This is a genomic window from Amycolatopsis sp. FDAARGOS 1241, from assembly GCF_016889705.1.
Taxonomy (GTDB): Bacteria; Actinomycetota; Actinomycetes; order Mycobacteriales; family Pseudonocardiaceae; genus Amycolatopsis.
Map to the genome: position 1 here is coordinate 8644298 of NZ_CP069526.1, position 25992 is coordinate 8670289.

At 68.7% G+C, this 25992-nt stretch carries 21 protein-coding genes, 3 tRNA genes and 1 pseudogene; 9 read left to right on the forward strand and 16 right to left on the reverse strand.

Features of this window, described 5'->3' with window-relative positions:
* Positions 1-1016 precede the first annotated feature (1016 nt).
* From I6J71_RS41960 to I6J71_RS41970, 3 genes are all read left to right on the forward strand, one after another.
* Entirely contained in the window at positions 1017-2222 is a 1206-nt protein-coding gene (locus I6J71_RS41960; RefSeq protein WP_204091919.1) for an FUSC family protein, read from the forward strand.
* Between the two features lie 256 nt (positions 2223-2478).
* Positions 2479-2760, forward strand: coding sequence for a hypothetical protein (locus tag I6J71_RS41965; protein ID WP_204091920.1), 282 nt, complete (start codon positions 2479-2481; stop codon positions 2758-2760).
* A 518-nt stretch (positions 2761-3278) separates the two neighbouring features.
* On the forward strand, positions 3279-3962 hold the full coding sequence (locus I6J71_RS41970) for a hypothetical protein (RefSeq protein WP_204091921.1): 684 nt from the start codon (positions 3279-3281) through the stop codon (positions 3960-3962).
* A 7-nt stretch (positions 3963-3969) separates the two neighbouring features.
* On the opposite strand, the gene I6J71_RS41975 is transcribed toward I6J71_RS41970, so the two are convergent.
* From I6J71_RS41975 to I6J71_RS41995, 5 genes are all read right to left on the reverse strand, one after another.
* A tRNA-Phe gene (locus I6J71_RS41975) sits at positions 3970-4043 on the reverse strand.
* Positions 4044-4074: 31 nt separating this feature from the next.
* Positions 4075-4148 (reverse strand) — tRNA-Asp (locus tag I6J71_RS41980).
* Positions 4149-4163: 15 nt separating this feature from the next.
* Positions 4164-4236, reverse strand: a tRNA-Glu gene (locus I6J71_RS41985).
* A gap of 117 nt (positions 4237-4353) precedes the next feature.
* Complete coding sequence (locus tag I6J71_RS41990) at positions 4354-5109, reverse strand: hypothetical protein (RefSeq protein ID WP_204091922.1); 756 nt, start codon at positions 5107-5109, stop codon at positions 4354-4356.
* Between the two features lie 103 nt (positions 5110-5212).
* Entirely contained in the window at positions 5213-5464 is a 252-nt protein-coding gene (locus I6J71_RS41995; RefSeq protein ID WP_204091923.1) for a hypothetical protein, read from the reverse strand.
* A gap of 486 nt (positions 5465-5950) precedes the next feature.
* Here I6J71_RS41995 and I6J71_RS42000 point away from each other — a divergent pair, with 486 nt between their 5' ends.
* Complete coding sequence (locus I6J71_RS42000) at positions 5951-6370, forward strand: hypothetical protein (RefSeq protein WP_204091924.1); 420 nt, start codon at positions 5951-5953, stop codon at positions 6368-6370.
* Between the two features lie 495 nt (positions 6371-6865).
* On the opposite strand, the gene I6J71_RS42005 is transcribed toward I6J71_RS42000, so the two are convergent.
* Positions 6866-7069: a cold-shock protein gene (locus I6J71_RS42005; RefSeq protein ID WP_003097368.1), complete on the reverse strand. Its 204-nt coding sequence runs from the start codon at positions 7067-7069 to the stop codon at positions 6866-6868.
* Positions 7070-7538: 469 nt separating this feature from the next.
* Here I6J71_RS42005 and I6J71_RS42010 point away from each other — a divergent pair, with 469 nt between their 5' ends.
* The 4 genes and pseudogenes from I6J71_RS42010 (at position 7539) to I6J71_RS50075 (ending at position 9956) form a co-directional block, all read left to right on the forward strand.
* Positions 7539-8741, forward strand: a complete 1203-nt coding sequence (locus I6J71_RS42010) for an Ig-like domain-containing protein (RefSeq protein WP_239154213.1) — start codon at positions 7539-7541, stop codon at positions 8739-8741.
* A gap of 174 nt (positions 8742-8915) precedes the next feature.
* Positions 8916-9239: a hypothetical protein gene (locus tag I6J71_RS42015; RefSeq protein ID WP_204091926.1), complete on the forward strand. Its 324-nt coding sequence runs from the start codon at positions 8916-8918 to the stop codon at positions 9237-9239.
* A 10-nt stretch (positions 9240-9249) separates the two neighbouring features.
* Positions 9250-9387 (forward strand): annotated as a pseudogene (locus I6J71_RS49445) (SigE family RNA polymerase sigma factor); the annotation flags it as partial.
* A gap of 446 nt (positions 9388-9833) precedes the next feature.
* The gene (locus I6J71_RS50075) at positions 9834-9956 is read left to right on the forward strand and encodes a hypothetical protein (RefSeq protein ID WP_255570664.1); all 123 of its coding nucleotides are present in this window, start codon (positions 9834-9836) and stop codon (positions 9954-9956) included.
* A gap of 104 nt (positions 9957-10060) precedes the next feature.
* Here I6J71_RS50075 and I6J71_RS42020 read toward each other — a convergent pair whose 3' ends face one another.
* Complete coding sequence (locus I6J71_RS42020) at positions 10061-11389, reverse strand: MFS transporter (protein WP_204097514.1); 1329 nt, start codon at positions 11387-11389, stop codon at positions 10061-10063.
* A gap of 232 nt (positions 11390-11621) precedes the next feature.
* Between I6J71_RS42020 and I6J71_RS42025 the strand changes: the two genes are divergently transcribed.
* A complete protein-coding gene (locus I6J71_RS42025) occupies positions 11622-12212 on the forward strand; it encodes a PaaI family thioesterase (protein WP_204091927.1) in 591 nt (196 codons plus the stop codon).
* 1556 nt (positions 12213-13768) lie between these two features.
* Here I6J71_RS42025 and I6J71_RS42030 read toward each other — a convergent pair.
* The 9 genes from I6J71_RS42030 to I6J71_RS42070 form a co-directional block, all read right to left on the reverse strand.
* Entirely contained in the window at positions 13769-16102 is a 2334-nt protein-coding gene (locus I6J71_RS42030) for a serine/threonine-protein kinase (RefSeq protein WP_304503293.1), read from the reverse strand.
* Between the two features lie 1619 nt (positions 16103-17721).
* Positions 17722-18585 (reverse strand): glutamate ABC transporter substrate-binding protein, encoded by an 864-nt coding sequence (locus I6J71_RS42035; RefSeq protein WP_239154215.1) that lies wholly within the window; start codon positions 18583-18585, stop codon positions 17722-17724.
* A gap of 226 nt (positions 18586-18811) precedes the next feature.
* Positions 18812-20218: a hypothetical protein gene (locus I6J71_RS42040; protein WP_204091928.1), complete on the reverse strand. Its 1407-nt coding sequence runs from the start codon at positions 20216-20218 to the stop codon at positions 18812-18814.
* Between the two features lie 95 nt (positions 20219-20313).
* The gene (locus I6J71_RS42045) at positions 20314-20610 is read right to left on the reverse strand and encodes a DUF397 domain-containing protein (protein ID WP_204091929.1); all 297 of its coding nucleotides are present in this window, start codon (positions 20608-20610) and stop codon (positions 20314-20316) included.
* Positions 20611-20621: 11 nt separating this feature from the next.
* Entirely contained in the window at positions 20622-21341 is a 720-nt protein-coding gene (locus tag I6J71_RS42050; protein WP_239154216.1) for a DUF5753 domain-containing protein, read from the reverse strand.
* Positions 21342-21575: 234 nt separating this feature from the next.
* Positions 21576-22811: a helix-turn-helix domain-containing protein gene (locus tag I6J71_RS42055; protein WP_204091930.1), complete on the reverse strand. Its 1236-nt coding sequence runs from the start codon at positions 22809-22811 to the stop codon at positions 21576-21578.
* A 9-nt stretch (positions 22812-22820) separates the two neighbouring features.
* Positions 22821-23999 carry an acetoin dehydrogenase dihydrolipoyllysine-residue acetyltransferase subunit gene (locus I6J71_RS42060; protein WP_204091931.1) on the reverse strand — a complete coding sequence of 393 codons (1179 nt, stop codon included), beginning with the start codon at positions 23997-23999 and terminating at the stop codon, positions 22821-22823.
* A complete protein-coding gene (locus I6J71_RS42065; RefSeq protein WP_204091932.1) occupies positions 23999-25012 on the reverse strand; it encodes an alpha-ketoacid dehydrogenase subunit beta in 1014 nt (337 codons plus the stop codon). Before I6J71_RS42065 ends, I6J71_RS42060 begins: the two co-directional genes overlap by 1 nt.
* A 14-nt stretch (positions 25013-25026) precedes the next feature.
* Positions 25027-25983 carry a thiamine pyrophosphate-dependent dehydrogenase E1 component subunit alpha gene (locus I6J71_RS42070; RefSeq protein ID WP_204091933.1) on the reverse strand — a complete coding sequence of 319 codons (957 nt, stop codon included), beginning with the start codon at positions 25981-25983 and terminating at the stop codon, positions 25027-25029.
* Positions 25984-25992: the final 9 nt, after the last annotated feature.

Here is a 25992-nt window from a genome sequence, read left to right on the forward strand (position 1 = left end):
CGCCTCCGGTGGCGGCTCCCCCGTATTCCGGTCGCCATGGCGGCGAACGTCGAGGAGGCAAGCATGGAACCCGCTCGCTCCCGCAAAGCCGAGGACCTGCCGCGTGTCGTCGCCGCCGCGCCAAGATGGTGAGCCTTGACTGGAACACCGCTCGTCGAGCCGGCAGCGCTCGCCCCGATGGATGTGCTCGGGTCGGGTGGTCTGGCTGGCGTTGGCGGTCGGCATGCAAGGTCCTTTCCGCCGCCGTTCTGCGAAATCGCGTCATCGTTGGGGGAAACCGCCTCTCGATCCGCGGGGTATGCGCGTGGCGCCGCGTTTCGCTCGACCGGCTGGTGTCCGTGCACGCCCGAAGCAGAGGACAGGCGCGACTCTGGCGACTCGAGCTCAGGGACGCCGACGGCAACCGCGTACTCCTGACGCTGAACGCCTACCTGCCCCACGACCGCGCGCGCGTGATGAACGCCATCGGACCGTCACTGATGTCCGACCGCGTCAACCGAAAAGGACCCGTCGAGCAAGCGATCGCAGGGAAGCTCCGGTCGCCTGACGAAAACCGCGACCGTCATGACAACCACCCCGCGGACTCGGCTTCGCGCGCTCGGCTGGGCCGCTGCGGTGGTGGCGCAACCAGGAGCAACCGCTCGACCAAGCCGAGGAAACCGGAGTCGCCGCCACACCCCGGGATGGCAAGCAGCTCGCCGGGCACCGAACGCACGCGAGCAACCCCCTGACCTGCGTCTTCATCGGTGGCCACGGCCGCGGGCGAACTGGCGAACCTTCCGCTTTTCGGTCCGCGCCGCGGCAGCACGATGTGCCCCGGGCGCGGGCCGGTGCAGTGGTGAGTGTGTCGTCGATGATCGCAGCGACGGTCCGTTGGCGACGGAACCGCCGGACGTCCGCGGCGGACTCGTGGCCGGCGGCGGAAGTTGTCCGCCCGGCGGGTCACCCTGAACGGGAGGTCCGGCGAAATGGGCTTTCGGCCCTTGTCCGTGGCCTGTGGTGCCGGGAGACGCTGGGTGCTTGTTCGGGCAGGCGCGGGGCTGAGCACCGTCGAGGCGAAGGTGGGTGAAGCGATCATGGCCAGTGCGAGCACGCGGCCCGTTCACCGGCGGACGCGGGCGGGGCCGCTGTCGAAGGTGTTCGCGCTCGATCCCGCGGGGATCAACTGGCCGCGAGCGGTGCTGTTCGTGGACGTCGCGCTGGTGCCGCTGGTCGTGTTCTGGGCCATTGGGGACGAGGAATACCTGCTGAGCGCGCTGTTCGGCGCGTTGTTCGCAGCGCTGTCCGACCCGGGCGGTGGCTACGGGAACCGTGCCGCGCGCATCGCGGTCTTCGTGTTGATCGGCGCGGCGTTGACCGCGCTCGGGTTCGGTCTCGGCGGGAGCGGTTGGGGCTGGGTCGCGCTCGCAGCGTTCGCGGTCACGCTGGCGGCGAGCTTGACGCTCACCTTCGGGGTGCACAGGTTCGTTGCGTCCCTGCTCCTCGACATCTGGTTCATCATCGCCGTCGGCGCGGCGTTCGCCCTCCACCAGGCAGACATCACCAGTCACACCTGGCTCCAGGTGCTTGCGTGGGCCGGGGGGGCGGCGCTGTGGATCGCGGTGACGTTCATCGGGTGGCTGATCCACGGGCGCCGGGACCGGCCCCAGGTGGTCGCGGAGCTGCCCGGTGACACGTCGCGACACGGGCTGACCCGGCCACTGATCATGTTCGCGGTGATCCGCGCCGTGGTCATCGGAGGTACCGTCGCGATCGCGTTCGGACTGGAGTTGTCGCACGGTTACTGGATGCCGATCGCGGCCATCGTCGCGATGAAACCGAGCTTGGCGCAGGGCACGCTCGTGGCCGCGCAGCGCCTGGCCGGCGCCCTGCTCGGCGCCGCCGCGGCCGCGGTGGTCCTGCTGATACCGGCGAGCGAACACGGACCCGAACTGGCCGCCGTCAGCCGCGGCCTCGAAGTGGTTGCGCTGATCATTTTGATGCACGGCTGCGCGATCCGTTTCTGGAACTACGCGCTGTACTGCGCCGCCATCGCCACGGGAGTGCTGATCCTGGTGGACCTCCCCCAGCCCTCCGACTACTCCGCCGAGGGCTACCGCGTCCTCTGGACGTTGTGCGGCGCGGGAATCGCCGTCCTCGTCATGTTTCTCGCCGGCCTGCTCGCCAGACGCAGCGCCCCGCACCCCGCCACGCCGCAGCAACCGGCAGCCCCACCACCATGACCACGAAGCCGTGAGCCGTGCCAGGCGTTGCTCACCTTCGCAGGTCAGAACACTGTCGGCGATGTCTGCCAAATGGCAGTACTCCGAGTGCTTCGCGGCCAGCTCGTGAAACCGAGCGGCGATCTCGACCCAAGGGACCTCATCGAAGCGGTCGGGCCACGCTCGCGAGTTCATCCGCATGCGATCAGTGTCAAGCGCGCACCAGCGCGACCCGCGAACCGCTCGACGCATCGGATCGGTCTGCTGCCGCCAGGGCATGGAGGAGGCCGGGCAGACCCTGCAAGCCCTGCACGACATCGGCTCACACGCCGGCACGGGTTCGGGTTTCAACCTCACGGGCCTGCGCGAGCACGGACACTTCACTGTCTCCGACGACTCGACGGCCTGGTCGTTCGTCGCGCGCCGGCTGCAACGACCCGCGCTGCCCGAATTCATCGGCGGCCCGCACAAGAACTTGCGCGAACTGCTTCAGCTGGGCAATGCACTGGCGCCGCTTCGCACTCCGCTGAACAAGTACTTCTGGAAGGAAGCGGCGTGAGACCCTCATTGAGACCCTGGATACGAAACCGGCCCCACCCGGTCGGGTTGGGGGCCTGTTTTCGCAGGTAAACCGTTGTGGCCAGGGCCGGGGTCGAACCGGCGACCTTCCGCTTTTCAGTTCTACGCAAGACCGTTCGGACGCGATCAAGCAAGGCCGAAATCCCAGGTCAGAGCGCATCTACAACCGGGCTTGAACTCGTTTGACCGCGGGTGAACTGAGACGGAGATTGAGACGGCAAAGAGGCTGCAACAGAGGGGCGCGGCCTTCACCCCCTTCTGTTCCAGCCTCTTCTGAGACACCTGTGACATACCGTTAGTGTGGGGAAAGACTGTCACACCAGGTGTCACACCCATTTACCAGTTCGGAGGCCATAGAGTGACAGGTGTGACACTCGCGACCAGTCCTGGGTGTCACTCCCCATCACGTGCACGGTCGGTAGCTGGCGACCAGTTGGCCGCATCCGCGCCGAGCGCTCTCGTGCCGAATACGAATGCACGACGGAGGCGGCATGGAGGATGATCCTCCGCGTGCATCGGGTAGGCGGCTGGATTCTCGACGACAACCTCACCAAGGTCGTCGAATACATCGCCGCGCTCGCCCACTACCGCTGGGACGATCTCGACAACGGCGCCCTGGAAGCTGGCATCCCCGAGACGGACGCAGACCTCCCGCCCGACACATGGTTCGAATATCCGGTCGTGGGGACGACCGAACTCACGCTCCGGATCGCGCGCGATCACGGCGCCGGAATCCTGAGTGTGATCATCGACGGTGACATAAACTGTACTCGCCGCTCGCTTCGAGACGCTGCTGGATTTCCACTGATAGGCGAGCCGCTGCAGGTTGGATGTCGCACCCTGTCACACCTATTTACAGGTCAAACGCTCTGGAGTGACAGAGTGAAAGGTGTGACAGCGCTCGCCGGATCCGTTCATGACCACGGTGGCGCCGTGGACGCTGCCGGCCTGGATGCCGACCAACGCGCCTGGCGCGGCGTAGTTGGTGACGCGCCGGCCGATCCATGCGAAAAACCGAAGGGCACACATGGTGGTTCGCCCGATGTTCAGCCGAGGCATGCAGGCAAACGTCGCGCAGCAGATCAACGGCTTCTTCTGGAAGGCCGGCTGAGGCCGGAACTGAGACGGGCCACCAACGAAACAGCCCCCATCCGTGCAGATGGGGGCTGTTTTCGCAGGTAAACCGTTGTGGCCAGGGCCGGGGTCGAACCGGCGACCTTCCGCTTTTCAGGCGGACGCTCGTACCAACTGAGCTACCTGGCCGGGAACGCCGGCTAGGAGCCGAACGATCTTGCGACCCTGACGGGACTCGAACCCGCGACCTTCGCCGTGACAGGGCGACGCGCTAACCAACTGCGCCACAGGGCCTTGCTTGGTACTGCGTACTCCCAACGGGATTCGAACCCGCGTTGCCGCCTTGAAAGGGCGGAGTCCTAGGCCACTGAACGATGGGAGCCCAGCCGGTTTCGGCGAACCGACCGACCGCGCTCTCAGGTTCCCCCGGGAGCGATTACAAGCATAGGGCACGCCACCACGGCCCTGCACCGGGGGGTGACTAACACTCCCGCAAGGGTCAGGACCTGCGAGAACGGTCCAACGACGCCAGCCTACGCGCCAGCTCGTCGATCTCGGCGCAAGACAGGGCCGCGGCGAAGAGCTCGTCGATGTCGGTGAGGGTTTCGGCGGTTTGCCACCGCCGCGCGGCGTCGGGGCGAGCCGTGGCGATGAGGGCGTCGGCATCCTCGGCCGGCCACGCCGTGCGCAGGAGCCGGCCATGGCCACCCTCCGGGTCGACTACGACGGCCTCCGGCACCGAGAGCCCCGAGGCGCGCAGCGCGGCGAAGTGGAGGCCGCCCCGGAGTTCGCGGAAGAGCATGAGGGCGAAGCCGAGGCGTTCGACGTCGCCGGCGGGCGGCGGGACCTCGCGCCAGCCGGCGAACAGCACCAATCCACTCGCGTCGGCGGCATTCGTCACGCGTAGTAGCAAATCGGCGAGCTCGCGCGGCGATTCGATGTCCGTGAGGTGGTTGCGCGACCACCGCGCGAGACCCCCGACGTATACGCGCACGGACGCCGGCACGTCGAGCACCGCCGAGGCTGCCGGTAGCGCCAGGTCGAACAGCCACTTCGGGAAGATGCCGAACGCCTCCGCCGCCACCACCGGTGGCACGTCGCCGAGCACCGCCGAGCGGCCGCGCACGTAAAGCGTGCGAGGCGGCAGCCCGGCCGCCGCCTCGACCTCGGCTAGCTCAGGCGACGTCATGAACGCCCCGCCCACCGACTGCACCACACTGCGGATGTCCCGCGCGATTGCCGTCGCCAGTTCCATGCCGCTAAAAAGAACACTGTTACCAAAGCCGCGGCGAGGAACCTGAGCAGAAAACGGGGGCCGGCCGCGCTCAGGCGCGACCGGTCCCGCCACGTTCAGGAGATCAGCGCTGCACGGGCGCCTGACCGCTCTCGTCGAGGTCCAGCCCCAACATCTCGAGCAACTGGGTGCAGTCTTCGACCCCGAGGGCCCCGTTCGCGACCGCGAGGCGCGCCCGGCGCACCTGGTCGTCGGAGACGCGCTGGGCGTCGTTGGCCCCGCGCTGCGCCGGCACACCACCGGCCAGCGATGTGCTGCCTCCGTCGGCACCTTCGTACCGAAGGAGGAACTGTCGAACTTCCACAGAACCGCTCATGGCCCCTCCGCCCGGTTCGGAACAACTGGCCGCGAGGCTAACCAGAGCCGAGCGCAACGGGCAGCCCCCCGGAGAGTGAACCTGGGAACACTCTCCGCACAACCCAGAGCAATCGTGCAATGCATTCACGAGATGGTGAATGTGAACCAGAGAGCGGATTTCTCACCGCTCCCACTCGCCGAAGCCGGGAACTCGTGCAACAATCGATGGTGCTGACACACCCCCGGTCAGCGCCTGTGGAGATCCCCTCCGACCCCCGCGTTCCTCCCCCTGGCGCGGGGGTCTCTCCATTTCTGCGGTTTCGCGCGGCGACCTGGTGATTCGTTCACTTGCCGCAGCGTGATCAACGACATCAACAGACAGTCGTTGAACGTTGTTTATCTGCTGGGCCGGTCAGGTGGTCGAATGCGCTTAACGGGCAGCGAATTGCTTGTGTCGTGTCTCACAGTGGTTTGTTTGCCGAGACCTAACCGTTATCGTGTGCGGGTGCCTCTTCCCTCACTCGGCCGCCTCGGCAGCCGTACGAACCTCAAGGCCGTCCCCGCCGGACGGCACCGCAACGCCGCCAAGCCGGTGGGCGACGAAGTCGTCGAGGACAAGGAGCTCACCAGCTACCTCGCGGCCCTCGCCCCGGACGCCGACCCCGAAAGCACCGGCACCGGCAAGCGCTTCGGCGAAGCGCAGGTCTACCAGGTGCGGATGAACCTCATCGCGTCCCAGCAGCTCAAAGAGCTCGCCGCCGAGCGCGACATCTCGCCCCAGGCCCTCGCGATGGAGTGGATCCTTGAACGACTCTCCTGGGAGGGCCAGGCGTCGTCCGCGCAAAGCCGCCGCGAGTCCGATGCGTTGACCGACGAGTACAGCTTCCCGGCCGGCTCGTTCGACGGTCCACTGCTTCCACGCTGACGTTCGCCCAGCGGCCGGGCGGTCCGGTTCGCTGACACTGACCCCAGAAGCCCCCGGCGTGTTGTCGCCGGGGGCTTCTTTCGTGAGCTGGTGCACGCGCGCGGGTGAGCGATGGGGCCGTTCGCGCAAAGCCACGCGATCGAGAGGACTAATCGCGCGCCGCCTGAGTGCGAAGGGACCGCTCGTGGCCGGTACACAACCGCCGACCGGGCCACTCGCGACGCGTCCTGGAATCGGACGAATTCGACCACCGGTTGGCCTAATCGGGCTTCCCCACTTGCACCCCAGCAGAATCACTCATCCCTCACTGGTACCGAAAGTAGAACCGTGTAGCCTGCGCGAAGCCCACCGCTCTACTCACAGTAGAGCGGACGGCTTCACCGGAAGACGCGCACATCTCACAGACAACCTCAACCCCTACAACAAAAAGAAGAACCCCCGGCGATCACTCGCCGGGGGCCCCAATCAGGCCTGAGAAAACGCGCTGGGCCTGTGTCAGATCGCGCGAACCTTCTGGGCCTGCGGCCCCTTCTGACCCTGGCCGACCTCGAACTCCACTCGCTGGTTCTCCTCGAGGGTGCGGAAACCGCGGCCCTCGATCTCCGAGTAGTGAACGAACACGTCGCCTTCGCCGCCGTCCTGCGCGATGAAGCCGAAGCCCTTCTCCGCGTTGAACCACTTCACAGTGCCTTGCGCCACCGCTGTACTCCTCGCAAAAACATCCGCTTCGAATGCCACCGAAGCGGCACCCCGGCCATCCCGGGCGGTTCCAACGAGAGGAGCGAAGAGCTGTAGGGCCCCACGGCTCGCGTCGGAAGTTCCGCGAGTGTGAAGCCACGAACACGCAAAACGACGGCCTGCTGAGCAGCCTACCGGGATCTGGCCAAATCTGAAGCCTGTGATCTCTTGGATCGGTTCACAGACCCGCACGTCACCGGAACGTCGTATCGCCGCCTACGCAGCGCTGTCGGACTCGCCGGTTAGGCTTACTGAGCGCGGCAATGCCGGAGATCGACCGACTTCGCCGATGCACGTAACGAAGCCGGTCGAACGTCGTGCGTCACCGCCCCACAGGCGTTGTGACATTGGTCACCACCCAATCGATCAACGTCGAGCTCGTCGGGACGTCTGGGTGGTTGGGGTTGTCCAGGGGAGATTGGGGATCAGTGTGACTATCCGACACTTCGCACGCCGCCGCGCTGGCCTCGCGGTGCTGGGGGTCGTGGCCGCGCTGGCGCTCGGGGCGTGCAGCAGCGACCCGGCGACGGTGAGCGCGAGCGGTGCTGCCGGCGGGGGTCCCACGAAGGAAGCGCCCGTCGCGAAGCCGGCGAGCATCACGCTGTCGCCCGCTGCGGGCGCGAAGGACGTGTCGCCGGGTGATCCGGTGAAGGTGAGCGTCGCGGACGGCACGCTCGGCTCCGTCACGCTCACGAACCCCGACGGCAAGCAGGTGGAGGGCCAGCCGTCGGCGGACAAGAAGAGCTGGAGCACGACCGAGGACCTCGGTTACAACAAGACGTACACCTGGTCGGGCCAGGCGATGGGCAACGACGGCAAGCAGGTGCAGATCGGCGGCGCCTTCACCACCGTGAAGCCCCGGCGGCAGATGGCCGGCAGCCTGAACGTCGGCGACGGCCAGACCTACGGCATCGCGATGCCGATCGCCCTGACCTTCCCGAGCGCGGTGAAGGACAAGGCGGCCGTCGAGAAGGCGCTGTCGGTGGAGACGACGCCGAAGACGGAGGGCTCGTGGGCCTGGCTCAACGGTGACACCTCCGTGCACTGGCGCCCGAAGGAGTACTTCCAGCCCGGCACGACGGTGAAGGTCAACGCGAACATCTACGGCGTCGCGATGGGCAACGGCACCTACGGGCGCCAGGACGTCTCGGCGACCTTCACGATCGGGCGTTCGCAGATCGTCAAGGGCAACACCCAGCAGCACCGCATGCAGGTGATCCGCGATGGCAAACAGGTCATGGACTTCCCGGTCAGCTACGGCCTGGACTCCGACCCGGGCCGCGTCACCCACAGCGGGGTGCACGTGGTGATGTCGAAGCACGCGACGTACTCGATGAGCAACCCGCGCTACGGCTACACCGACGTGAACGTGCCGTGGGCCGTCCGGATCTCCAACAACGGCGAGTTCATCCACGGGCTCGCCGGCTCCGTCTGGGCGCAGGGCAAGAAGAACATCTCGCACGGCTGTCTGAACCTGTCGCCGGCCAACGCGAAGATCTACTACGACAGCGTGCTCCCCGGTGACCCGGTGGAGATCACGGGCAGCACGCAGACGCTGACCTCCAAGGACGGCGACTACAGCGACTGGACGTACGACTGGGCTTCGTGGAGCAAGCTCTCCGCGCTCGCCTGACGGTTTCGCGGCAGACGGCCGGGTGGTCCCCGTTGAGGGGCCGCCCGGCCGTTTTTTCGCGGGCGAACGGTCCCGTGGGGATCGGGAAAAGTCGAAGCAACCCGAATGGGTGGCGCCCGCATGGCTACCGGCAGAAGGGGCGCCGCGGGTGCCCGCCCGAGTCGAGGAGATGTCTTGCGTATTCGTTTCGCGTTGAGTGTGGGTGCGGTGCTGCTGGCCGGGGGCGCCGTGACGGGCGGGGCGGTGGCGTTCGCGCAGCCGGCGCCGGTTCAGGCTCCGCCCGCCACCACCCAGCCGACGGCCCCGACGCTGCCCGCCCAGCCGCCGGCCACCGCCCTGCCGACCGCGCCGACGTTGCCCGCGCAGCGCCCGACGGAGGTGGCACCGCCGACGGCCGTCCCGTCGCTGCCGACGCCGGCGCCCGGCCAGGTCCGCGTGCCGACCGCGATCCCCGCAGGCCCGACGGGCGAGGCGAACCTGCCGGCGATCTGGAGCTGATCGCGAAGGTATCTCGCGCTCGCGTCCGAGGTCCGGGCCGGGCTCGCCGTGGGACGGCGAGTTCGCGCGCTATTTCGGCGCGCGCGCGCACAACCTGCGATCGACGGCCTTCCTGCTGTGCGGCGACTGGCAGTCACGAAGGGAGCTGTGGTGCCAGCCGCGCGCATGATTGGTCCAGTCGCGCTGGGCGGCGTGTGGGTGGACCAATTCGGTCGGGAGCACGGCTGGAACGTTCGTACCGGCGGCGCGAGAGGACCGCTCGTTCCCGGTCGCGTGAGGGGACCGTTCGTACCGCAGCCGCGGCGGTGGGCGGACCAATCCGGCGCCGCGGGAGTGAGACGACCGGGCGTGAACCGAGCCGGACGAACGCGACGAAAATTTGGTCTGGACATCTCACTCAGTGAGGGCCTTTCCGCTGTTCAGGCCCCTGTTACCCCTCGACAGGAGGGTGTCCGACGTCACGCTCATCAGGTGGGTTTTCGGCGAAATATCCGCGGCTTACGTGGCGATGTTCCCTGTGGCGGTCACGCGGATCGTCGACAAGGTCCGTTGCTCAGCCGGCGCAGCCGGCCCGAGAACTCGAGGAGGAAGCAAATGGTGTTCGCGGCGCTGATCATGGAAACCGTAGTAGCTGTTGGTATCGCCGGTGGGCTGGCGATCTGGTCGCGGAAGCGCTTCGCTCCCCGTCCGGCCCAGGCTGTCGCCGAGGTGCGCTGAGCCCAGCAAGCCGAGTCAGCCGGCTGAGCCGAGCTGATCGACTGTCTACAAAGGAAACGGCCCGCCCCCGAAGCAGGGGCGGGCCGTTTCTCGTCGAGCGGAACTCAGCGGGTGGCGCCGGCCAGCTTGCCGCCCGTGTCGGAGGTGTCGATCTGCTCGATCGGCACCCGCGAGGTCTCCGGGATCTTGATGATCGGGATCAGCGCGATCGCGGCGGCGATGATCAGGTAGTACGCCGGCCAGTCCTTGTTGCCGGTGCTCTGGATCAGGGCCGTCACGACGACACCACAGGTCCCGCCGAACAGCGAGGTCGACACGTTGTAACCGATGGCGAACGAGCCGTACCGCACGCGTGTCGGGAACATCGCCGGGAACGTCGAGCCGATCACGGCAAGCATCAGCACCAGCAGCAGCGCGACGATGCCGAACCCGACGATCAGCCACAGGATGCTGCCGGACTGCATCAGCTTGATGCACGGCCAGCTCAGCACCAGGAACCCGATCGCCGCCGTCAGCAGCAGCGGCTTGCGGCCGATGCGGTCGGACAGCCCGCCCAGCGGCAGGATGATCGCCATCTGCACCAGTTCGACGCCGATGATGATCAACGTCGAGGTGTTGTCGTTGATGTGCAACGTGTCCGTGAAGTACGTCGGCATCGTCGTCAGCAGCATGTAGTCCGCGATGTTCAACAGCAGCACGATGCCGATGAGGTTGAGGATCATCCGCCAGTTGCGGGTGAACGTCTCCTTCAGCGGCGCCTTCTTCGGCTTCTCGCCGGCCGCCTCGAGCCGCTTGAACTCCGGCGTGTCCTCGAGCCGCGACCGCAGGTACAGACCGATGAGGCCAAGCGGCAGCGCGACGAAGAACGGGATCCGCCAGCCCCACGCCTCGACCTGATCCATCGGCAGCGACAGCGTGACCGCGAGCACGACGATGTTGCCCAGCACGTAGCCGCTCAGCGTCCCGAACTCGAGGAAGGATCCGAAGAAACCACGGCGTTTCGTCGGTGCGTACTCGGCGATGAACGTTGCCGCGCCGCCGTATTCACCACCTGTGGAGAAGCCCTGGATCAAGCGCAGCAACAGGATCGCGATCGGCGCGCCGATGCCCATGCTGTAGCCGCCCGCGTACGTCGGGAGCACGCCCACCAGGAAGGTGCAGCCCGACATCAGCAGGATCGTGATCGCGAGAACCTTCTGGCGTCCCAGTTTGTCGCCCAGCGGACCGAAGAACGCTCCGCCGAACGGCCGCACGATGAACCCGACCGCGACCAGTGCGAGCGACTTCAGCACGGCGTTGCCCTCGCCGGGGAAGAACACCGTGCCGATGCTCGTCGCGATCGCACCCGAGGTGAAGACGCCGTAGTCGTACCACTCGGTCGCGTTACCCATCGCGGAGGCCCAGACCGCCCGTATGACGGTTCTCTGGTCCACGTCCGGTTTCTTCGCCGTTGCCTCACTCATCCCCGCGACGACCTCCTCGTACGCGACCCAGTAGCTCCGAAACAGCTCATTTCCCGAGTCTCGTCCCGCGTGGATTAATCGGCAGCGTGAGTCGCGAAATATCTACCGTCCGGAATTTTCCGACTACTGTGCGCCGAGGAAAACGCGCGTCGCAGGTCAGGCTGCGTACCCCGAACGGCTACTGGCGGGTTAACGTCAGCGCATGAGTCGTGTTTCAGGACCGTGGCCGCCGGTGTCCGTGGAGCCTCCCGCGCTGCACCCGAAGGCCCCATCGCCTGGCACCGAACTGGGCGTGCACTTCGACGAGTGCTTCGGCTGCGGCGACGAGATCGACGCGGGCCTGCGCCTGCGCTCGGTCGTCGGGGAGGGGCACACGGTGCTCTCCAAGTTCACCGTGACGCCCGCCCACCAGGGCGCGCCCGGCCTCGCCCACGGCGGGCTGCTGGCGTGCGCGTTCGACGAGGCCCTGGGCTCGGCGGTCGGCAATCTGCTGCGGCGGCCCGCCGTGACGGGCAAGCTCGAGACCGACTTCCGCCGCCCCGTGCCCGTCGGCTCGACGCTGCACATCGAAGCCCGTCTGGACGGCACGGCGGGCCGCAAGATCTACGTGAGCGCCGACGGTCACCTCGACTCCCCCGACGGCCTCATCGCGGTGACTGCCCGCGCCCTGTTCGTGGCGGTCGGCTTCGAGCACTTCACCACCCACGGTGACTCCACGGCGCTGCAGAAGCTGGCCGACGCCCGCGAGAAGCAGAAGCGGCAGCGTGATGAGGAGTGGGAGATCAACCCCTGACCTCCGGCCTGATCGCGCGTGACGGCCTTGGCCGGGCTGCCGCGGCCCTGCGGCTCGGCGGACGAGCCCCCGCCCTCCCCAGGGGGGCGTCCCCGGATCCATTCTACCTTTGGCCACCGACAAAAACGCTGGTTGAGCGGATTGGAGGCCGAGTTGTCCACAACTTGGGCATGCTGTGGACAACTACGGATGAGGGGGTGTGGGGCGGCAGTCTCGCCGGGTGATCGGCGCGCGGGCTGACGGTCACCCGGAGGGTCGAAGTCGTGGAGTGGACGAAGGCGGGGGCGGCCGCGCCGGGCCAAGGTGCCATCAGCGTTTGGGGACGCGCGCGGTCGAGCCGGCGGGCGCGCGGGGGCTCTACCACTGGTCCCGGGCTTCGTTGCTGACGAGCGACGGCGAAACGGGCTGGTCGTCGAGCCTCGGGTTGAGATCACGCAGCGGCTTGAGTCGTGCCCGCCGGGCCGGTTCGAGCCCGGCCGGACATGCACACCGGCGAAGTTACGTCGGGCAGCCTGACAGGAGTTCTCGCGGCTGCCGGCCGAGCACCCGCCGCGTGGGATCCGACGCCGCCGGGCGCTGACCGGAGCCATGCCAACGTGAGCGGGCGGATCGAGGCCGCATCCGCAGCGTCGGTTTCAACACCGGCCGCAGTCGAGCGCACCTTCGTCAACGTGCGCAGGCGTGCGGAGGCGACCTTCGCCAAGCCGGATCGAACACCGGCGCGCACCGACCGCAGGCTCGCCAACCCGCGCAGACGTGCCGAGGCGACCCTCGCCGAGTTGGATCGAACCACCGGCGAGCCTTTACCGCACTTGTGCCAGTCCGCGAACGCGTGCTGCCAAGGAGACGCTCGCCGAGTCGAACCGAACGTCGGCGAGCCCCGACCCCAGGTGCGCCAACCTGCGCACGCGCGCCAAGGCGACCCTCGCCAAGCCGGACAAACACCGGCAAACCCCACCGCAGGTGCACCAAACCTGCGCAGGCGTGTCGAGGCGACCCTCACCAAGCCAGATCGAACACCGGCACGCACCGACCGCAGGCTCACCAAGCCCGCACGCGCGCCAAGGCGACCCTCGCCAAGCCGGACAAACACCGGCAAACCCCACCGCAGGTGCACCAAACCTGCGCAGGCGTGTCGAGGCGACCCTCACCAAGCCAGATTGAACACCGGCGCGCACCGACCGCAGGTGCGCCAAGCCTGCGCAGACGTGCCGAGGCGACCCTCACCAAGCCAGATTGAACACCGGCGTGCACCGACCGCAGGCACGCCAAGCCGCGCAGACGCGCCAAGACGACCCCGCCAAGCCAGATCAAACACCGGCAAGCCCCACCGCAGGTGCGCCAAGCCTGCGCAGACGTGCCGAGGCGACCCTCACCAAGCCAGACCGAACACCGGCGAACCCCGACCGCAGGTGCGCCAACCTGCGCACGCGGATCGAAGCAGCGCCCGCCACGTCGCAACGAACGCGGCAAGCGCCACCACAGTTACACCAGCCCGCGCAGGCGGCACGAGGCAGCGCCCACCGAGGCGGACCCAACGCGGCCGGGCGGGTGAGTTACGTCAGGGTGCGCGGGCGGATCGAGTTCGCGCGGTCCACCAGGGTGATGCGGTCCTCCGCCGAGCCGGCGAGCCGGGCCAGGGTGCGGTAGCAGCGTTCCAGGCCGAAGCGGACGTCGCGTTCTTCGAGGGCGTAGCCGAGGACTTTGGAGGTGCCCGAGGGGTTCGAGGAGTCAGCGCGGAGCCAGTCGTAGGCGGCTTCCAGGACTTCGGCGGACAGGCGGGTGCGGCGTTCCGCGTCGAGGTTGAGGCGTTCGAGGCGGGCGGAGGCATCGAGGAGGTCCTGTTCGGACACCGTGGTCTGTTCGGCGTTGCCGGTCTGGGTTTTGATCTTGATGGAGGCGACCTGGGCGTCGAGGTAGTGCGTGGAGGTCGCGGGGACGGTTTCCAGCACTTCGACGGCGCTGGCACGCGCGCCCTGCGCCAGGTACACGCGTGCGAGGCCGAAGGCGGCGCTCACGTAGGTGCGGTCGGTGCGCCAGACGAGCTCGTAGTAGCGCGCGGCGCCGAAGTAGTCGCCGACGCCTTCGGCGCTGACGGCGAGCGCGAGCTTCGGCGCGATCTCGCCGGGAAGGTCGTCGTACACGGCCTCGAAGGCGACGTGGGCGACGCGCGGGCGGGCGCCGGCCAGTTCGATGAGGCCGCGGTACCAGTCGATGCGCCAGTCGTGCGGGAAGCCGTTGCGGATGGCCAGGTACTGGGCCGCTTGGAGCTGGCGCTGGGCTTCGACGAACTCGCCGAGCTCGATGCGCGCGCGGACGATCCGCAGGCGCACCTCGATGGACTCCCGCGGAGCGCCCGCGAGAGCGTCGATGGCCTCGCGCGGGTCGAGCGCCGTGGTGGTGGCGAGGACGCCGGCGGCGGGGTCGTCGGTGTCGACCTGCGGGATCGGCAGGCCGGCGACGACCTCGGCGGGCTCGGGCAGCGGCACGCTCGTGCCGGCCTCGGGCACGACCAGGTGCACGCCGAACGTCCGGCTCTCCGGACCGAACACCGTCGACGCGGCCGGGCGCGGCTTGTTCGTGCCGAGCGCCATGATCTCGCGCAGCACGCCCGTGAGCTGATCGGCCATGTCCTCCGCGGCCAGGAACCGGCGGTCGGGGTCGTTGTGGGTCGCGCGCTTGAGGAACCGGTAGTACGAACCGAAGAGCGCGAACAGCGGCACCTGGTCCGGACCGGGCAGCGTCGTCTTGAACTTCGTGGTGTAGCCCTGGAACTCGAAGCTCAGGACGGCCAGCGTGCGGCCGACGGTGTAGAGGTCCGACGAGATCGACGCACCCTGCGACGCCAGCTCGGGCGCGCTGTAGCCGGTGGTGAAGAAGAGCGGGCTCTCGTAGTCGTCGACACGCCGGACGGCACCCAGGTCGATCAGCTTCAGCTGCTCGTGGGTCTGGATCACGTTGTCGGGTTTGAGGTCGCAGTAGAGCAGGCCCTGGCTGTGGAGGTAGCCGAGCGCGGGCAGGATCTCGAGACCGTACGCGATGACCTGGCCGATCGGCAACGGCTCGGGCCGCTTGCTCTCCCGGTGGTGCTGCAGGGCGAGCTGCCGCAGCGACTGGCCGCCGACGTACTCCATCACGATGTAGCCGACGGAGTTGCCGGTCTGGGCGTCCGGGTGCTGCACGAAGTTGTGGATCTTGACGATGTTCGGGTGTTCGACCTCGGCCAGGAATCGCATCTCGTTGGCGGCGGCGGCCATGGCGGTGGCGTCGCCGGTGTCGATCAGGCCCTTGAGGACGACCCAGCGGTCGGAGACGTTGTGGTCCTGCGCGAGGTAGATCCAGCCGAGACCGCCGTACGCGAGGGCGCCGAGCACTTCGTACTGGCCGCCGACGAGCTCGTGGGGCTGCAGCTTCGGCAGGAAGGAGAAGGACGTGCCGCAGTTGTCGCACGTGCCTTCGGGGTTGCCGGGCTTGCCGTCCTCGGCGCGGCCGACCTTGGCGCCGCAGTTGCCGCAGAAGCGCTTCTCTTCGGAGACGACCGGGTTCTTGAGCACGGCCATCGAGGGGTCGCGGTACGGGACCGGGGGAACGTCGATGAGGCCGGCGCCCAGGCGGCCGCGCCGTGATCGCCGTGACGAGGTGCGGCTGCCGGTGCGGCGGGAGGTGCCGGGGAACGAGCCGGTGCCGCTGGTGCCGTGCGAGCCGGAGCCGCTACCGGTGCCCGTGCCCTGGCTGCCTTGTTCGCTGTTCTCGCGGCCTTCGCTGCCGGCCGCCGCGATGACGCTGTCCGTGCCGGGGTGGGGCAGGTCTTCCTTCGGCTGCACCCGCGGCGACGGCGGCATGATGCTCTGCGTACCGGGGCTAGGGTTCGCGAGAACGCTGGTGGGCATCGGCGCCGCCGGGTCGACGGGGACGACCGGCTGCTGGGACTGCGGGAGGATGACCGGGGCGAGGTCACCCGGCGGGCGGGTGGGGTCTTCGACGCCGGGGAGTTTCTTGTCGTCGGGGCCGGCGGTGTGGTTGTTCGCCGCGGCTTCGGAATCGTGGGTCGCGGCGGCGCCGCCCTTCGACGCGGATTCCTGCGAACTCGGGGTCGCTTCGGCGCCGGCGGGCGAGGAGGTCACGTCGGACTGCCCGGCCTCGGCTTCGCGCGAACCGGCGTCGGCCTGGTTGGTTTGGCTTGGCTGACCGGTTTCGGGGCCCTGTGCGCCGCCACGGGACGGCGTGCGCCGGCTACCCGGTTCGGCGACGCGGTTGCCAGGCTGGCCGGGGTACTGCGGACCGCCGGGGTAGGGCTGGCCCTGGGTGCCCGGGCGCGCGGGGTGGCGCTGCCGGCCGGTGTGGGACTGCGGCGGGGAGCCGGGCGTCTGCGGGTACGCGCGCGACTGCGACTGCGGCGTAAAGGTCTGGCCCTGCGACGGCGGCTGCTGTCCGAACGGCGGCTGCGGGTAACCAGGCTGGTTACCGGTCGCCTGGCCGGAAACGGGGCCGGTGCTCGGCACCGGTGGGTAGCCACCGTGCTCGGCTTGGCTGCCCGTCGCGGGGCCCTGCGCCGGGAACGGTGGGGACGGCTGACCGGGAGCAGCTTGGCTGCCGGTGCTCGGCACCAGCGGGTGGCCGCCGAGAGCCGATTGGCTGCCCGTGCCCTGTGCGGGCGGGTAGCCGGTGCCTTGGGCCGGCGGGTAGCCGCCCGGGGCGGGCTGGCTGCCGGTGTTCGACGAGTACTGGCCGGGCTGGCCACCGGAACCCGGCTGGCCTGAACCAGCCTGGCCCGGCCGCGCCCACGGCGGGTGCGGTTCCCCCTGCGCCGGCGTCGGCGGGCGGTGAACCGGAGTGTTGATCACCGTCGGGGATTCGGGGTCGGCGGGGCGAGCGGCCGGGTCGAGGCGGCCCGAGACGGACGGTTCCGGAGTGTCCCAGCGGACGGGCGGCGGCGGAGTCCACGAAGGCGTCTCGGCGCCCGCGTTCTCCTCCGGCGCGGCGTGCCGAGGACGGCGCGGCTCCTCCGACACAACTACCTCCCGAGCTCGCGGAAAACTCCGTCAGTGATCCTAGACGGGCGTCACGATCGTGGGGTCCGGACCGCGCAGGTCCGTTCGAACGGACCACCAAAGAGCCCGAGAAACACCGGCCCCACCTGCGAAACGGCACGACCGGCCCGTTCGCACTGGACGAGAATCGGCGGCACGAAAGGTCCCCTGGCGGCCCGGAGCCCGGCTGGATCGCAGGCGCGGGCGAGCCGAAGCACGACGGGGCGCAGGTCGAGGCTCGGCCGCGCGGCGGGGAACGCCGGAAGCCGGCAGGTAACGGCGGACGAAGTGGGCGCGCGGGCGAAGACATCGAGCTACTCGTACTTCGGCGGTCCGAAAGGTCCCCGCGCGGACCGCCTGCCATCAGCCGGATCGCAGGCCGCGCAGGCGAGACGAAGCCCGAAGATCCACAGGCCGAGCCGTCGTCGTGCTGCCGGGAGCCAGCCGGCAGCGAACGGAGCGCGGCGGTAGGCACCGGGTTATTTGTACTTCGGCGGCGGAGGCGAGGCGGGGCCCAGCCGGGCGCCGACCCACTTCTGGTAGCTCGTCTGCCAGGCGCCGCCGCGGATGGTGTCGAGGACGCTGTTGACGTAGCGGACCAGGTCGGGCTCGTCCTTGGGCATGCCGATGCCGTAGTTCTCCGTGGTCATGGGGTCGCCGGCGACCTTGACGGTCGGGTCCTGGGCGGCCATGCCGGCGAGGATCGTGTCGTCGGTGGAGACGGCGTCGACCTGGTGTTGCTGGAGCATGATCAGGCAGTCGGACCAGTTGTCGACGGAGACGGCGATCGGGTGCGCCGGGTCGGTGGCGATCTTGGCCAAGGACGTGGACTGCTTGGTGGCGCAGACGCGCTTGCCCTTCAGGTCCGACAGCGACTCGGCGTTGGAAGCTTTCGGCACGAGGATCTTCTGGCCGGCCACGTAGTACACCGTCGAGAAAGCCACTTCCTTCAAGCGGGCGCACGTGATCGAGTACGTCCGCACCACCACGTCCACCTGGTGGTTCTTCAGCACCTGCTCCCGCTGCGACGACGCGATTGCCCGGTACTGCACGCGGCCTTCGGCGGTGCCGAAGATCGCAGCCGCGATCTGGTTGACCATGTCGATGTCGAAACCCTCGAGGTTGCCCGTCTTCGGGTTCCGGAAGCCGAACAAGTACGTGGTCTGGTCGACGCCCGCGATCAGCTTGCCGCGCGCCTTGATCTTCGCCACCGACGGAGAGCTCGTCGACGCGCCGGCGGGCGAGAGGCTCGCGGTGGGGTCGCAGCTGTCGTCCGTGGAGCCCCCGGCAGACGCATCCGGGCCGCCGACATCGGCGGGCATCGGCCAGGCCGCGTCACTCACCGGGGCCGGGTCGATCGGCTGGAGAGCCGAGCCACAAGCGGAAGCCAAGACTGCGACCACCACCAGTGCGGCCGCCCGGAACAAGTGACGCGACCGAATCACCGGTACTCCCTCAATCTTCTCCGCACGCCCACGACCCGCACGCCCCCACTCACGTCCAGCACAGTCACGTCCAGCACACAAACGTCCAGCACAGTCACACCGCTCTCCGGCGAAGACGCCTGGATCACCGGTACTCCCGCAGGCGTTCGCGCACGCCCACGGTCACACCACCGGCCGCCAGCACCGCGAGCACTGCGACGCCCGGCGCCAGCGCGGTCAGCCACCGCTCGCCGGACTGCGTGTCGTCGAGGAACTCCTGGCGGCACACCTCGATCGCGTCCTGCAGGTTCGCGTCGAGCCGCGCGAAGGCGGCCGCGGCGCTGCCCTGGCTCACGCTCGTCGCGAAGTCGACGGCCTGCTGGTACTGCCCGCTGTCGTCCAGCTTGCGCACTTCGAGGTGCGCCAGCGACCACTCGCGCGCGGCCTGCTCGGCCGCCTCGATCTTCTGCTGCCCCGGAGTGCCCTGGGCGAGATCACGTGCCTGGCCGAGCAGGCCGCCCTGACCGTCGGCGCCGACGAGTTTCTCGGCGAGCGTGATGAATTGCTGGTCGTATGACTGCCCGTCGCCTCGCGCGACGAGCGTCAGGGTTTCGTCGGCCCTCGCCTGCAGGGCCGCGATGCGCGCCCGGACCAGCACGTCGACCTGTGAGGTCCCGTCGGTCTTGCCCGAAGCCACGGAGGTGCCCTGGAAGATCAGCGCGACGGCCCCCCACAGCATGGACACGATCACGCACGCCGTGGCCACCAGCAGCCCGATGTTCAGCACGCGGTTCGTCTTGCGCGTGAGGTACACCTGCGTGACGACCAGCGCCGCCACCAGCACCAGCAGCAGCGCGACGGCCGCCCACGGGAACGACGTGCTGTCGTCCTGCTCGTCGGACAGCTTCTGGGTGTCGGCGTTGTACAGCGCCTCTGCGGCGGGCAGAATCGTCGAACGCATCAGCTGCGACGCCTCCCGCAGGTACGAAGCCCCCGACGGGAAGCCCTGCCGGTTGTTCGCGCGCGCCGTCTCGACGATCCCGGTGTACACGGGGATCTTCTGGTTCAGGATGTCCACCTGGTGCGCGGCGTCACCCACGTCCGCGGTGTCCGAAGCGGCCTTCGCGAGCGCCGAACCGGCCTCGGCAATGTCCTGCTCGTACTTTTGGCGCAGCTCCGGCGGCTCGGCGCCCACCGACAGGAACGTGGTCGCCGCCGTCGCATCCGCGTCCGAGAGTGAACGGAACACCTGCTGCGCCGCCACGGCGAGTGGCTCGCGGTGGTCGATCAAACCCTCGATCGTGTCATCTTTGTCGTGCACGGACAGCGTCGCGATGAGCCCGGCCACCAACGACAGCAGCACCACACCGACCGCGATCACCGACAGCCGGCCGGGCGTCGTCTTCGCCGTTCTCACGACGGCGCGCACCGCCTGGGCGGGCAGCTCCAAGAGCCCCGCGATGCCGCTGCGGCCTTCCGGCTCCTCCGGCGGGGGTGCGTCCGCGCCCCCAGCGGGCGCAGACGTCTCCGGCCGCGTCACCGTGCTGGTCATCCCCGATCCTCCCCGTACGCCACCCGCAGAAGGTAGCCGGTCAGGGACAGCCGGGCGAACCTCACCCGGAAGGTGTCACCAGCACGTGATCTCCCTCAGCGCGTGACGGCGGTGAGGAAGGAGGTCCAGGCTTCAGCCGAAACGGTGAGGTGACCAGCCACACGGTCCTTCGTGTCCCGCACTCCGACCTCCACCACGGAGGTGGCCACCTCGACACAGTTCCCTTCCGTTGTGCTGTACGAACTCTTGTGCCGGCCACCAACCTCGACGCAGTTGGCTTCGGTTGAGCTGTACGAGCTCTTGTGCCAGGCCCCGACCTCAACACAGTTGGACTCGGAGGTGCTGTAGGAGCTCTTGCGCCAAGTTGCCTGGGCAGGGTTCGGGGCGATCATCGTGCTTGCTCCTAAGGTGCGGTCATCTTGCCGACAACCGTGGAAATCAGCCGTGCGGAGTCCTCGGTTGACAAAGCCACGGCAAGAAGCCCACGCCAGGCAACCTTAACACGGTTGATCGGCACCTCGTCTTCGATAAAACTGCTGGCACTACGGGTTTCGGCGTGCGCGAGTGTTGGCTCATCGACGAACTCGAGCAGAACCGACGGGCCCTCCAAGCCGGGGTGATCGCCCGCTGAGAAGGGCACCACTTGCAGGGTGACGTTGCTGCGATTGCTGACAGAGAGCAGATTATCCAGCTGAATCCTCATTGTCGCGAGGTCGCCGACCACGCGGCGCAACGCGGTTTCCTCGATGAGCAGGTGGACGTTCGGCCCATCCCGTCTGCTCAGGACCAGTTGACGAGCCAGTCGCGCGGCGACCAGTCCCTCGACCTCAGCCTCGGTGAGAGTCGAGTTGGTGGCTTGGATGATCGCTCGCGCGTAGTCAGGAGTTTGCGCGAGTCCGGGAATCACCATGGGCTCGTAGTTCTCGATGGCCGAAGCTTCGTCCTCGAAGCGGATCAGCTGCTTCCAATTGGGTGGCAGCTTGCCGTGGATCTCGTGCCAGTTGCGTTGTTCGCCTTCGCGCAGCAGCTGCATCAGCTCCTGCCGCTTCTCGCTCGGTGCTCGGAGGAAGCCGAGGATGGCGGAGACGTCGTCGGCGTACAGGCCGCGGTTGCCCGTCTCCATGCGAGATCTTGCTCTCGGAGAAGCCGAGGCCGTCGGAAACCTCTCTGCACGTCAGCCCCGCCTCCAGCCGCAGCGACCGCAGCTCCGCGGAGACCCGGCGCTGCCGCACCGAAGTTCGCTTGGTCATGGTGCACACCATCGCCGCTTGCCACGCGGGCAAGGAAGATCACTCACACCAACGGTGGTTGCGCGTACGCGGGGCAACGCGCACAACCCGCGTGCGCGGCGCCGAAACTACCCAGCCGCCGCGGATCCGTGCACGACGACTTCGAGGTTGTCGGCGAACCGGTACGGCCGCCCGACCACGATCCCGCCCACGATCCGCCGCAGCCGAGAAACCTCGGCGCGAACGGTGACCGTGCGCGTCGCGTCGCCGAAGAGTACGGCGGCCAATTGTGAAGCGCTGCAACCGGTTCGGTGCGCGGCGAGCGCGGTCAGCAACTGCGCGTGGCGCGGGGAGACGCGGTGGGTCCATTCGCCCGCGGCGCCGTAGACGGTCAGCAGGGGCTCGCCGGGGACGCGCAGATCGAGCGCAACCCGGGTAGGGAGCGCAGCATTCCCCGCGCACTCCCCGGCGACCAACCTGACGAGCCAGCCGCCGGGCAACGGCTCGACGAGGCATTGGCCGTGGGCGGGCAACCAGAGCGGCCCGGGTTCGACGGAACCCGGGAGCGGCAGGCGTCCGGTGGGCGCGAAGCCGGTGGCGGCGGCGATCCAGCCGTGGCGATCGGTCACGAGCGCGCGCCCGGAAACCTTGGCCAGCAACGGGACGGCCACACCGCGCAGGTGCTCCAGGTCCGTCAGGTGGCTGGTGCGCAGCTGAGATTCGGCGAGGCGGCCGACGGCGGCGACGAGGGCGAGGGTGGCGGCGTGGACCGTCGCGGCGGGGCCGGAGAGGTCGACCACGCCGAGCAACCGGCCGTCGCGGGGGTCGTGCAGCGGCGCGGCGGCACAGGTCCAGTCGTGCTGAGCCCGCACGTAGTGTTCGGCGGAGTAGACCTGCACGGGCCGTCGCGCGACGAGCGCGGTGCCGATGGCGTTGGTGCCGACGGATTCCTCCTGCCAGTCGACGCCTTCGACGAACCCCAGCCGGTCGGCGCGGTGACGGACGGGGTTGGAGCCGTCGCGCCAGAGGACGTGGCCGGCGGCGTCGACGACCACCATGATGTGCGCGGCCTGCTCGGCCAGGCTGAGCAGGCCGCCGCGCAACAGGGGCAGCAGCGGCGTCAACCCGCTCTCGCGGCGGCGCTGCTCGAGCTCGCCGGCGCCGAGGATCGGGACGGCGGGCCCGCGGTCCGGGTCGATGCCGAGCCGCTGGACGCGTGACCAGGATTCGCCGATGACCGTCCGGGGTGCGCGGGGCAGCGTTTCGCCCGCGATGGCGGCTTCGTGGACGCGGGCGAGGGCGCGCGCGTGGCGTCGAGGATCAACCCCGACCGGCAACGCTGCCTCGAGGTGCTGCTCGCCCAACCACCGCTCCTAGTCCACCCGGCCTCCCTCGGTCAGTGTGCCCGTGGACGGGCCGTGATCGGAAGCCTCGGTGACTTCGCCGACAGACTCGATGTTCTCGGTGACGACCTCGACGACGGCCGCGGGTTTTTCCAGGTGCACCATGTGGCCGGCGTCATCGACGTAGTGCACCTCGGCCAGCTGAGGGGCGTTTTCGGCCGGCAGCACGGCGTCTTCGCGACCCCACACCACCGATACGGGGCCGGGGTACTTCGCGAGGAGCGGGGCGAGATCGAGCGCCGGGGCGTCTCCCTCGGTCAGCAGGGTGCCGAGGAGCTTCGAAAGCACCTTGTCGACGCCGTCGAGGCGCTTGTACTTGAGCAGGTCGTCGGCGAGGCGGCGGGTGACCTGGTCCGGGTCGGCGAACAGCGCCGTGAGGTGCGGTTTCAGCTCTCGCCGCGAACTCGCGGCCGCGAAGCCGCGCAGGTAGTCGGCGTTGATCCGGCTGCTGACGCCCGCCGGGGCGACCAGCGTGAGCGACGCGACCTTGCCCGGCTGCATCGCGGCCGCCGCGGTGACCACGGCGGCGCCGAGCGAGTGGCCGACAAGGTGGGCTTTCGTCACGTTGAGTGTTTCGAGGAAGCCGAGCACGGCGTTGGCGAGGGTGGTCAGCGACCCGTCGCCGACGTCCTTGGTCGACTCACCGTGACCGGGCAGGTCGAGGGCGTGGACGGTGCGGCCGTCCGACAGCGGCTCCTGGACGAAGAGCCAGGAGTTCTTGTCGCCGCCGTAGCCGTGGACCAGCACGACCACCTCCCCGGTGTCGCCGAGGGTGGCGTAGCTGAGGCTCCGGCCGTCGACCTCGACGGTGCCCGCGACCGGTCCCCCGACGTCCTCGACCAGGCCCTCCGCCAGCGCGCGACGGGCCTGGTCGGCGGCGGCGTCGACCTCGGCGTCACCCACTTCGGCGGGTGCGAGCAGGGCGATCGTGCCGCCGACGGGCACGTCCTCCCCCGCCGCCGCGATCACTCGGCGCAGCACACCGGAGCACGGGGACTCCAGCGTCCCGGTGATCTTGTCGGTGTCGATGTCGACGAGGTCGTCGCCTTCGGTGACGTCGTCGCCTTCGGCCGCGATCCAGTCGGTGATGCGGCCGGTTTTCATCGACAGGCCCCACTTGGGCATGGTCACGCGCTCGATGCCCGTCATCAGCGCTTCCACTCCACGACCGACTTGGCGGCGTTGACGACCTTCTGCGCGTCGGGGATGTAGAGGTCTTCGAGAGCGTCGGAGAAGGGCACGGGGGTGTGCGGCGGGGTGACCATTTCGATCGGCGCGCGCAGCGAGCCGAAGGCCTCCTTGGCGACCAACGCCGAGATGTCGGTGGCGAGGTTGCAGCGAGGTGAAGATTCGTCGACGATCACGAGCCGGCCGGTGTTCTCGACGCTTTCGAGGATCGTCTCGGTGTCGAGCGGGCTGGTGGTGCGCGGGTCGATGACCTCGGCTTCTACCCCTCCGGCTGCCAGCTCGCGGGCGGCTTCCCCGGCGACGCCGACCATGCGGCCGATGGCGACGATCGTGACGTCGTCGCCGTCGCGGACGACGTTGGCTTCGCCGAAGGGGATCGTGTAGCTGTCTTCGGGGACTTCGCCGGACGTGTCGTAGAGCGCCTTGTGCTCGCAGAAGATGACCGGGTCGTCGTCGCGAATGGACTGGATGAGCAGGCCTTTCGCCTCGTACGGGCTGGAAGGCACGACGACCTTCAGCCCCGGGATGTGGGTGAAGATCGGGTACAGGCACTGGGAATGCTGGGCGGCAGCGCGCAGGCCCGCGCCGTACATCGTGCGGATCACCACGGGCGTGCGGGCGTTGCCGCCGAACATGTAGCGGAACTTGGCTGCCTGGTTGAAGATCTGGTCGAAGCAGACGCCCATGAAGTCGATGAACATCAGCTCGGCCACGGGCCGCTGGCCGGCCGTCGCGGCGCCGATGGCCGCGCCGATGAACGCCGATTCGGAGATCGGCGTGTCGAGGACGCGGCCGGGGAACCGGTGGTAAAGTCCTTTGGTGACACCGAGAACGCCGCCCCACGCGTCGTCCTCACCGGGGCTGCCGGCCCCACCGGCGTTGTCCTCACCCATGACGATCACGGACTCGTCTCGCTGCATCTCCTGCGCGAGAGCCTCGTTGATCGCTTCGCGGTAGCTGATCGTGCGTGCCATTACTCGCGCTCCTTTCAGTACGAGACGTAGACGTCGGTCTCCAAGTCGGTCCGGGTGGGCTTCGGTGCGGCTTTGGCTTCGGCGACGGCTTCGTCGATGAGCTTGGCGACCTCGGCGTCGACGCGGTCGAGCGTGATCTCGTCGAGTTCGCCGCTTTCGACGACGCGGGTGCGGAAGCGCTTGAGGCAGTCGAGGTTCTCGCGGGCGTGGGCGACTTCGTCGGCGCGGTAGCTCTGCTGGTCGCCTTCGAAGTGGCCGAAGTAGCGTGTGAACTTCATTTCGAGCAGGGTCGGGCCGCCACCACCGCGCGCTCGTTCGATGGCCTCGCCGGCGGCTTCGGTGACGGCGAAGAAGTCGTAGCCGTCGACGATCACGCCGGGCATGCCGAAGCCGGCCGCGCGGTCGGCGATGTTGTCCGAGGCCACGGACCAGGTGCTGGAGGTGGCTTCGGCGTACCCGTTGTTCTCGGCGACGAACAGCGCCGGCAGATTCCAGACGGAGGCGAGGTTGAGGGCTTCGAGCGTGGTGCCCTGGTTGCTGGCGCCGTCGCCGAAGAAGGCGACGCCGACTCCGCCCGTGCCTTGTTGTTTCGCGGCGAGGGCGGTGCCGCAGATGAGCGGCGGACCGCCGCCGACGATGCCGTTGGCGCCGAGCATGCCCTTCGACAGGTCGGCGATGTGCATCGAGCCGCCCTTGCCGTGGCAGGAGCCGGTCGTGCGGCCGTAGATCTCGGCCATCATGGCTTTGACGTCGACACCCTTGGCGATGCAGTGGCCGTGGCCGCGGTGGGTGCTGGCGATGGTGTCGCGGCGGTCGAGGTGGCGGCAGACGCCCGTGGCGGACGCCTCCTCACCTGCGTAGAGGTGGACGAAGCCGGGGATGTCCCCGGTGGCGAACTCGTCGTGCACGCGTTCTTCGAACGCGCGAATGGTGCGCATGGTGCGATACGCCTCCAGCAAGGTTTCCGTCATCGTTGACGC

Coding starts and splice junctions, on each gene's coding strand:
- I6J71_RS41965 (WP_204091920.1), top strand. CDS start 2,479: ATGGAGGAGGCCGGGCAGACCCTGCAAGCCCTGCACGACATCGGCTCA.
- I6J71_RS41970 (WP_204091921.1), top strand. CDS start 3,279: ATGATCCTCCGCGTGCATCGGGTAGGCGGCTGGATTCTCGACGACAAC.
- I6J71_RS41990 (WP_204091922.1), bottom strand. CDS start 5,109: ATGGAACTGGCGACGGCAATCGCGCGGGACATCCGCAGTGTGGTGCAG.
- I6J71_RS41995 (WP_204091923.1), bottom strand. CDS start 5,464: ATGAGCGGTTCTGTGGAAGTTCGACAGTTCCTCCTTCGGTACGAAGGT.
- I6J71_RS50075 (WP_255570664.1), top strand. CDS start 9,834: ATGGTGTTCGCGGCGCTGATCATGGAAACCGTAGTAGCTGTTGGTATC.
- I6J71_RS42025 (WP_204091927.1), top strand. CDS start 11,622: ATGAGTCGTGTTTCAGGACCGTGGCCGCCGGTGTCCGTGGAGCCTCCC.
- I6J71_RS42030 (WP_304503293.1), bottom strand. CDS start 16,102: ATGCCCACCAGCGTTCTCGCGAACCCTAGCCCCGGTACGCAGAGCATC.
- I6J71_RS42040 (WP_204091928.1), bottom strand. CDS start 20,218: ATGACCAGCACGGTGACGCGGCCGGAGACGTCTGCGCCCGCTGGGGGC.
- I6J71_RS42045 (WP_204091929.1), bottom strand. CDS start 20,610: ATGATCGCCCCGAACCCTGCCCAGGCAACTTGGCGCAAGAGCTCCTAC.
- I6J71_RS42050 (WP_239154216.1), bottom strand. CDS start 21,341: ATGGAGACGGGCAACCGCGGCCTGTACGCCGACGACGTCTCCGCCATC.
- I6J71_RS42060 (WP_204091931.1), bottom strand. CDS start 23,999: ATGACGGGCATCGAGCGCGTGACCATGCCCAAGTGGGGCCTGTCGATG.
- I6J71_RS42065 (WP_204091932.1), bottom strand. CDS start 25,012: ATGGCACGCACGATCAGCTACCGCGAAGCGATCAACGAGGCTCTCGCG.
- I6J71_RS42070 (WP_204091933.1), bottom strand. CDS start 25,983: ATGACGGAAACCTTGCTGGAGGCGTATCGCACCATGCGCACCATTCGC.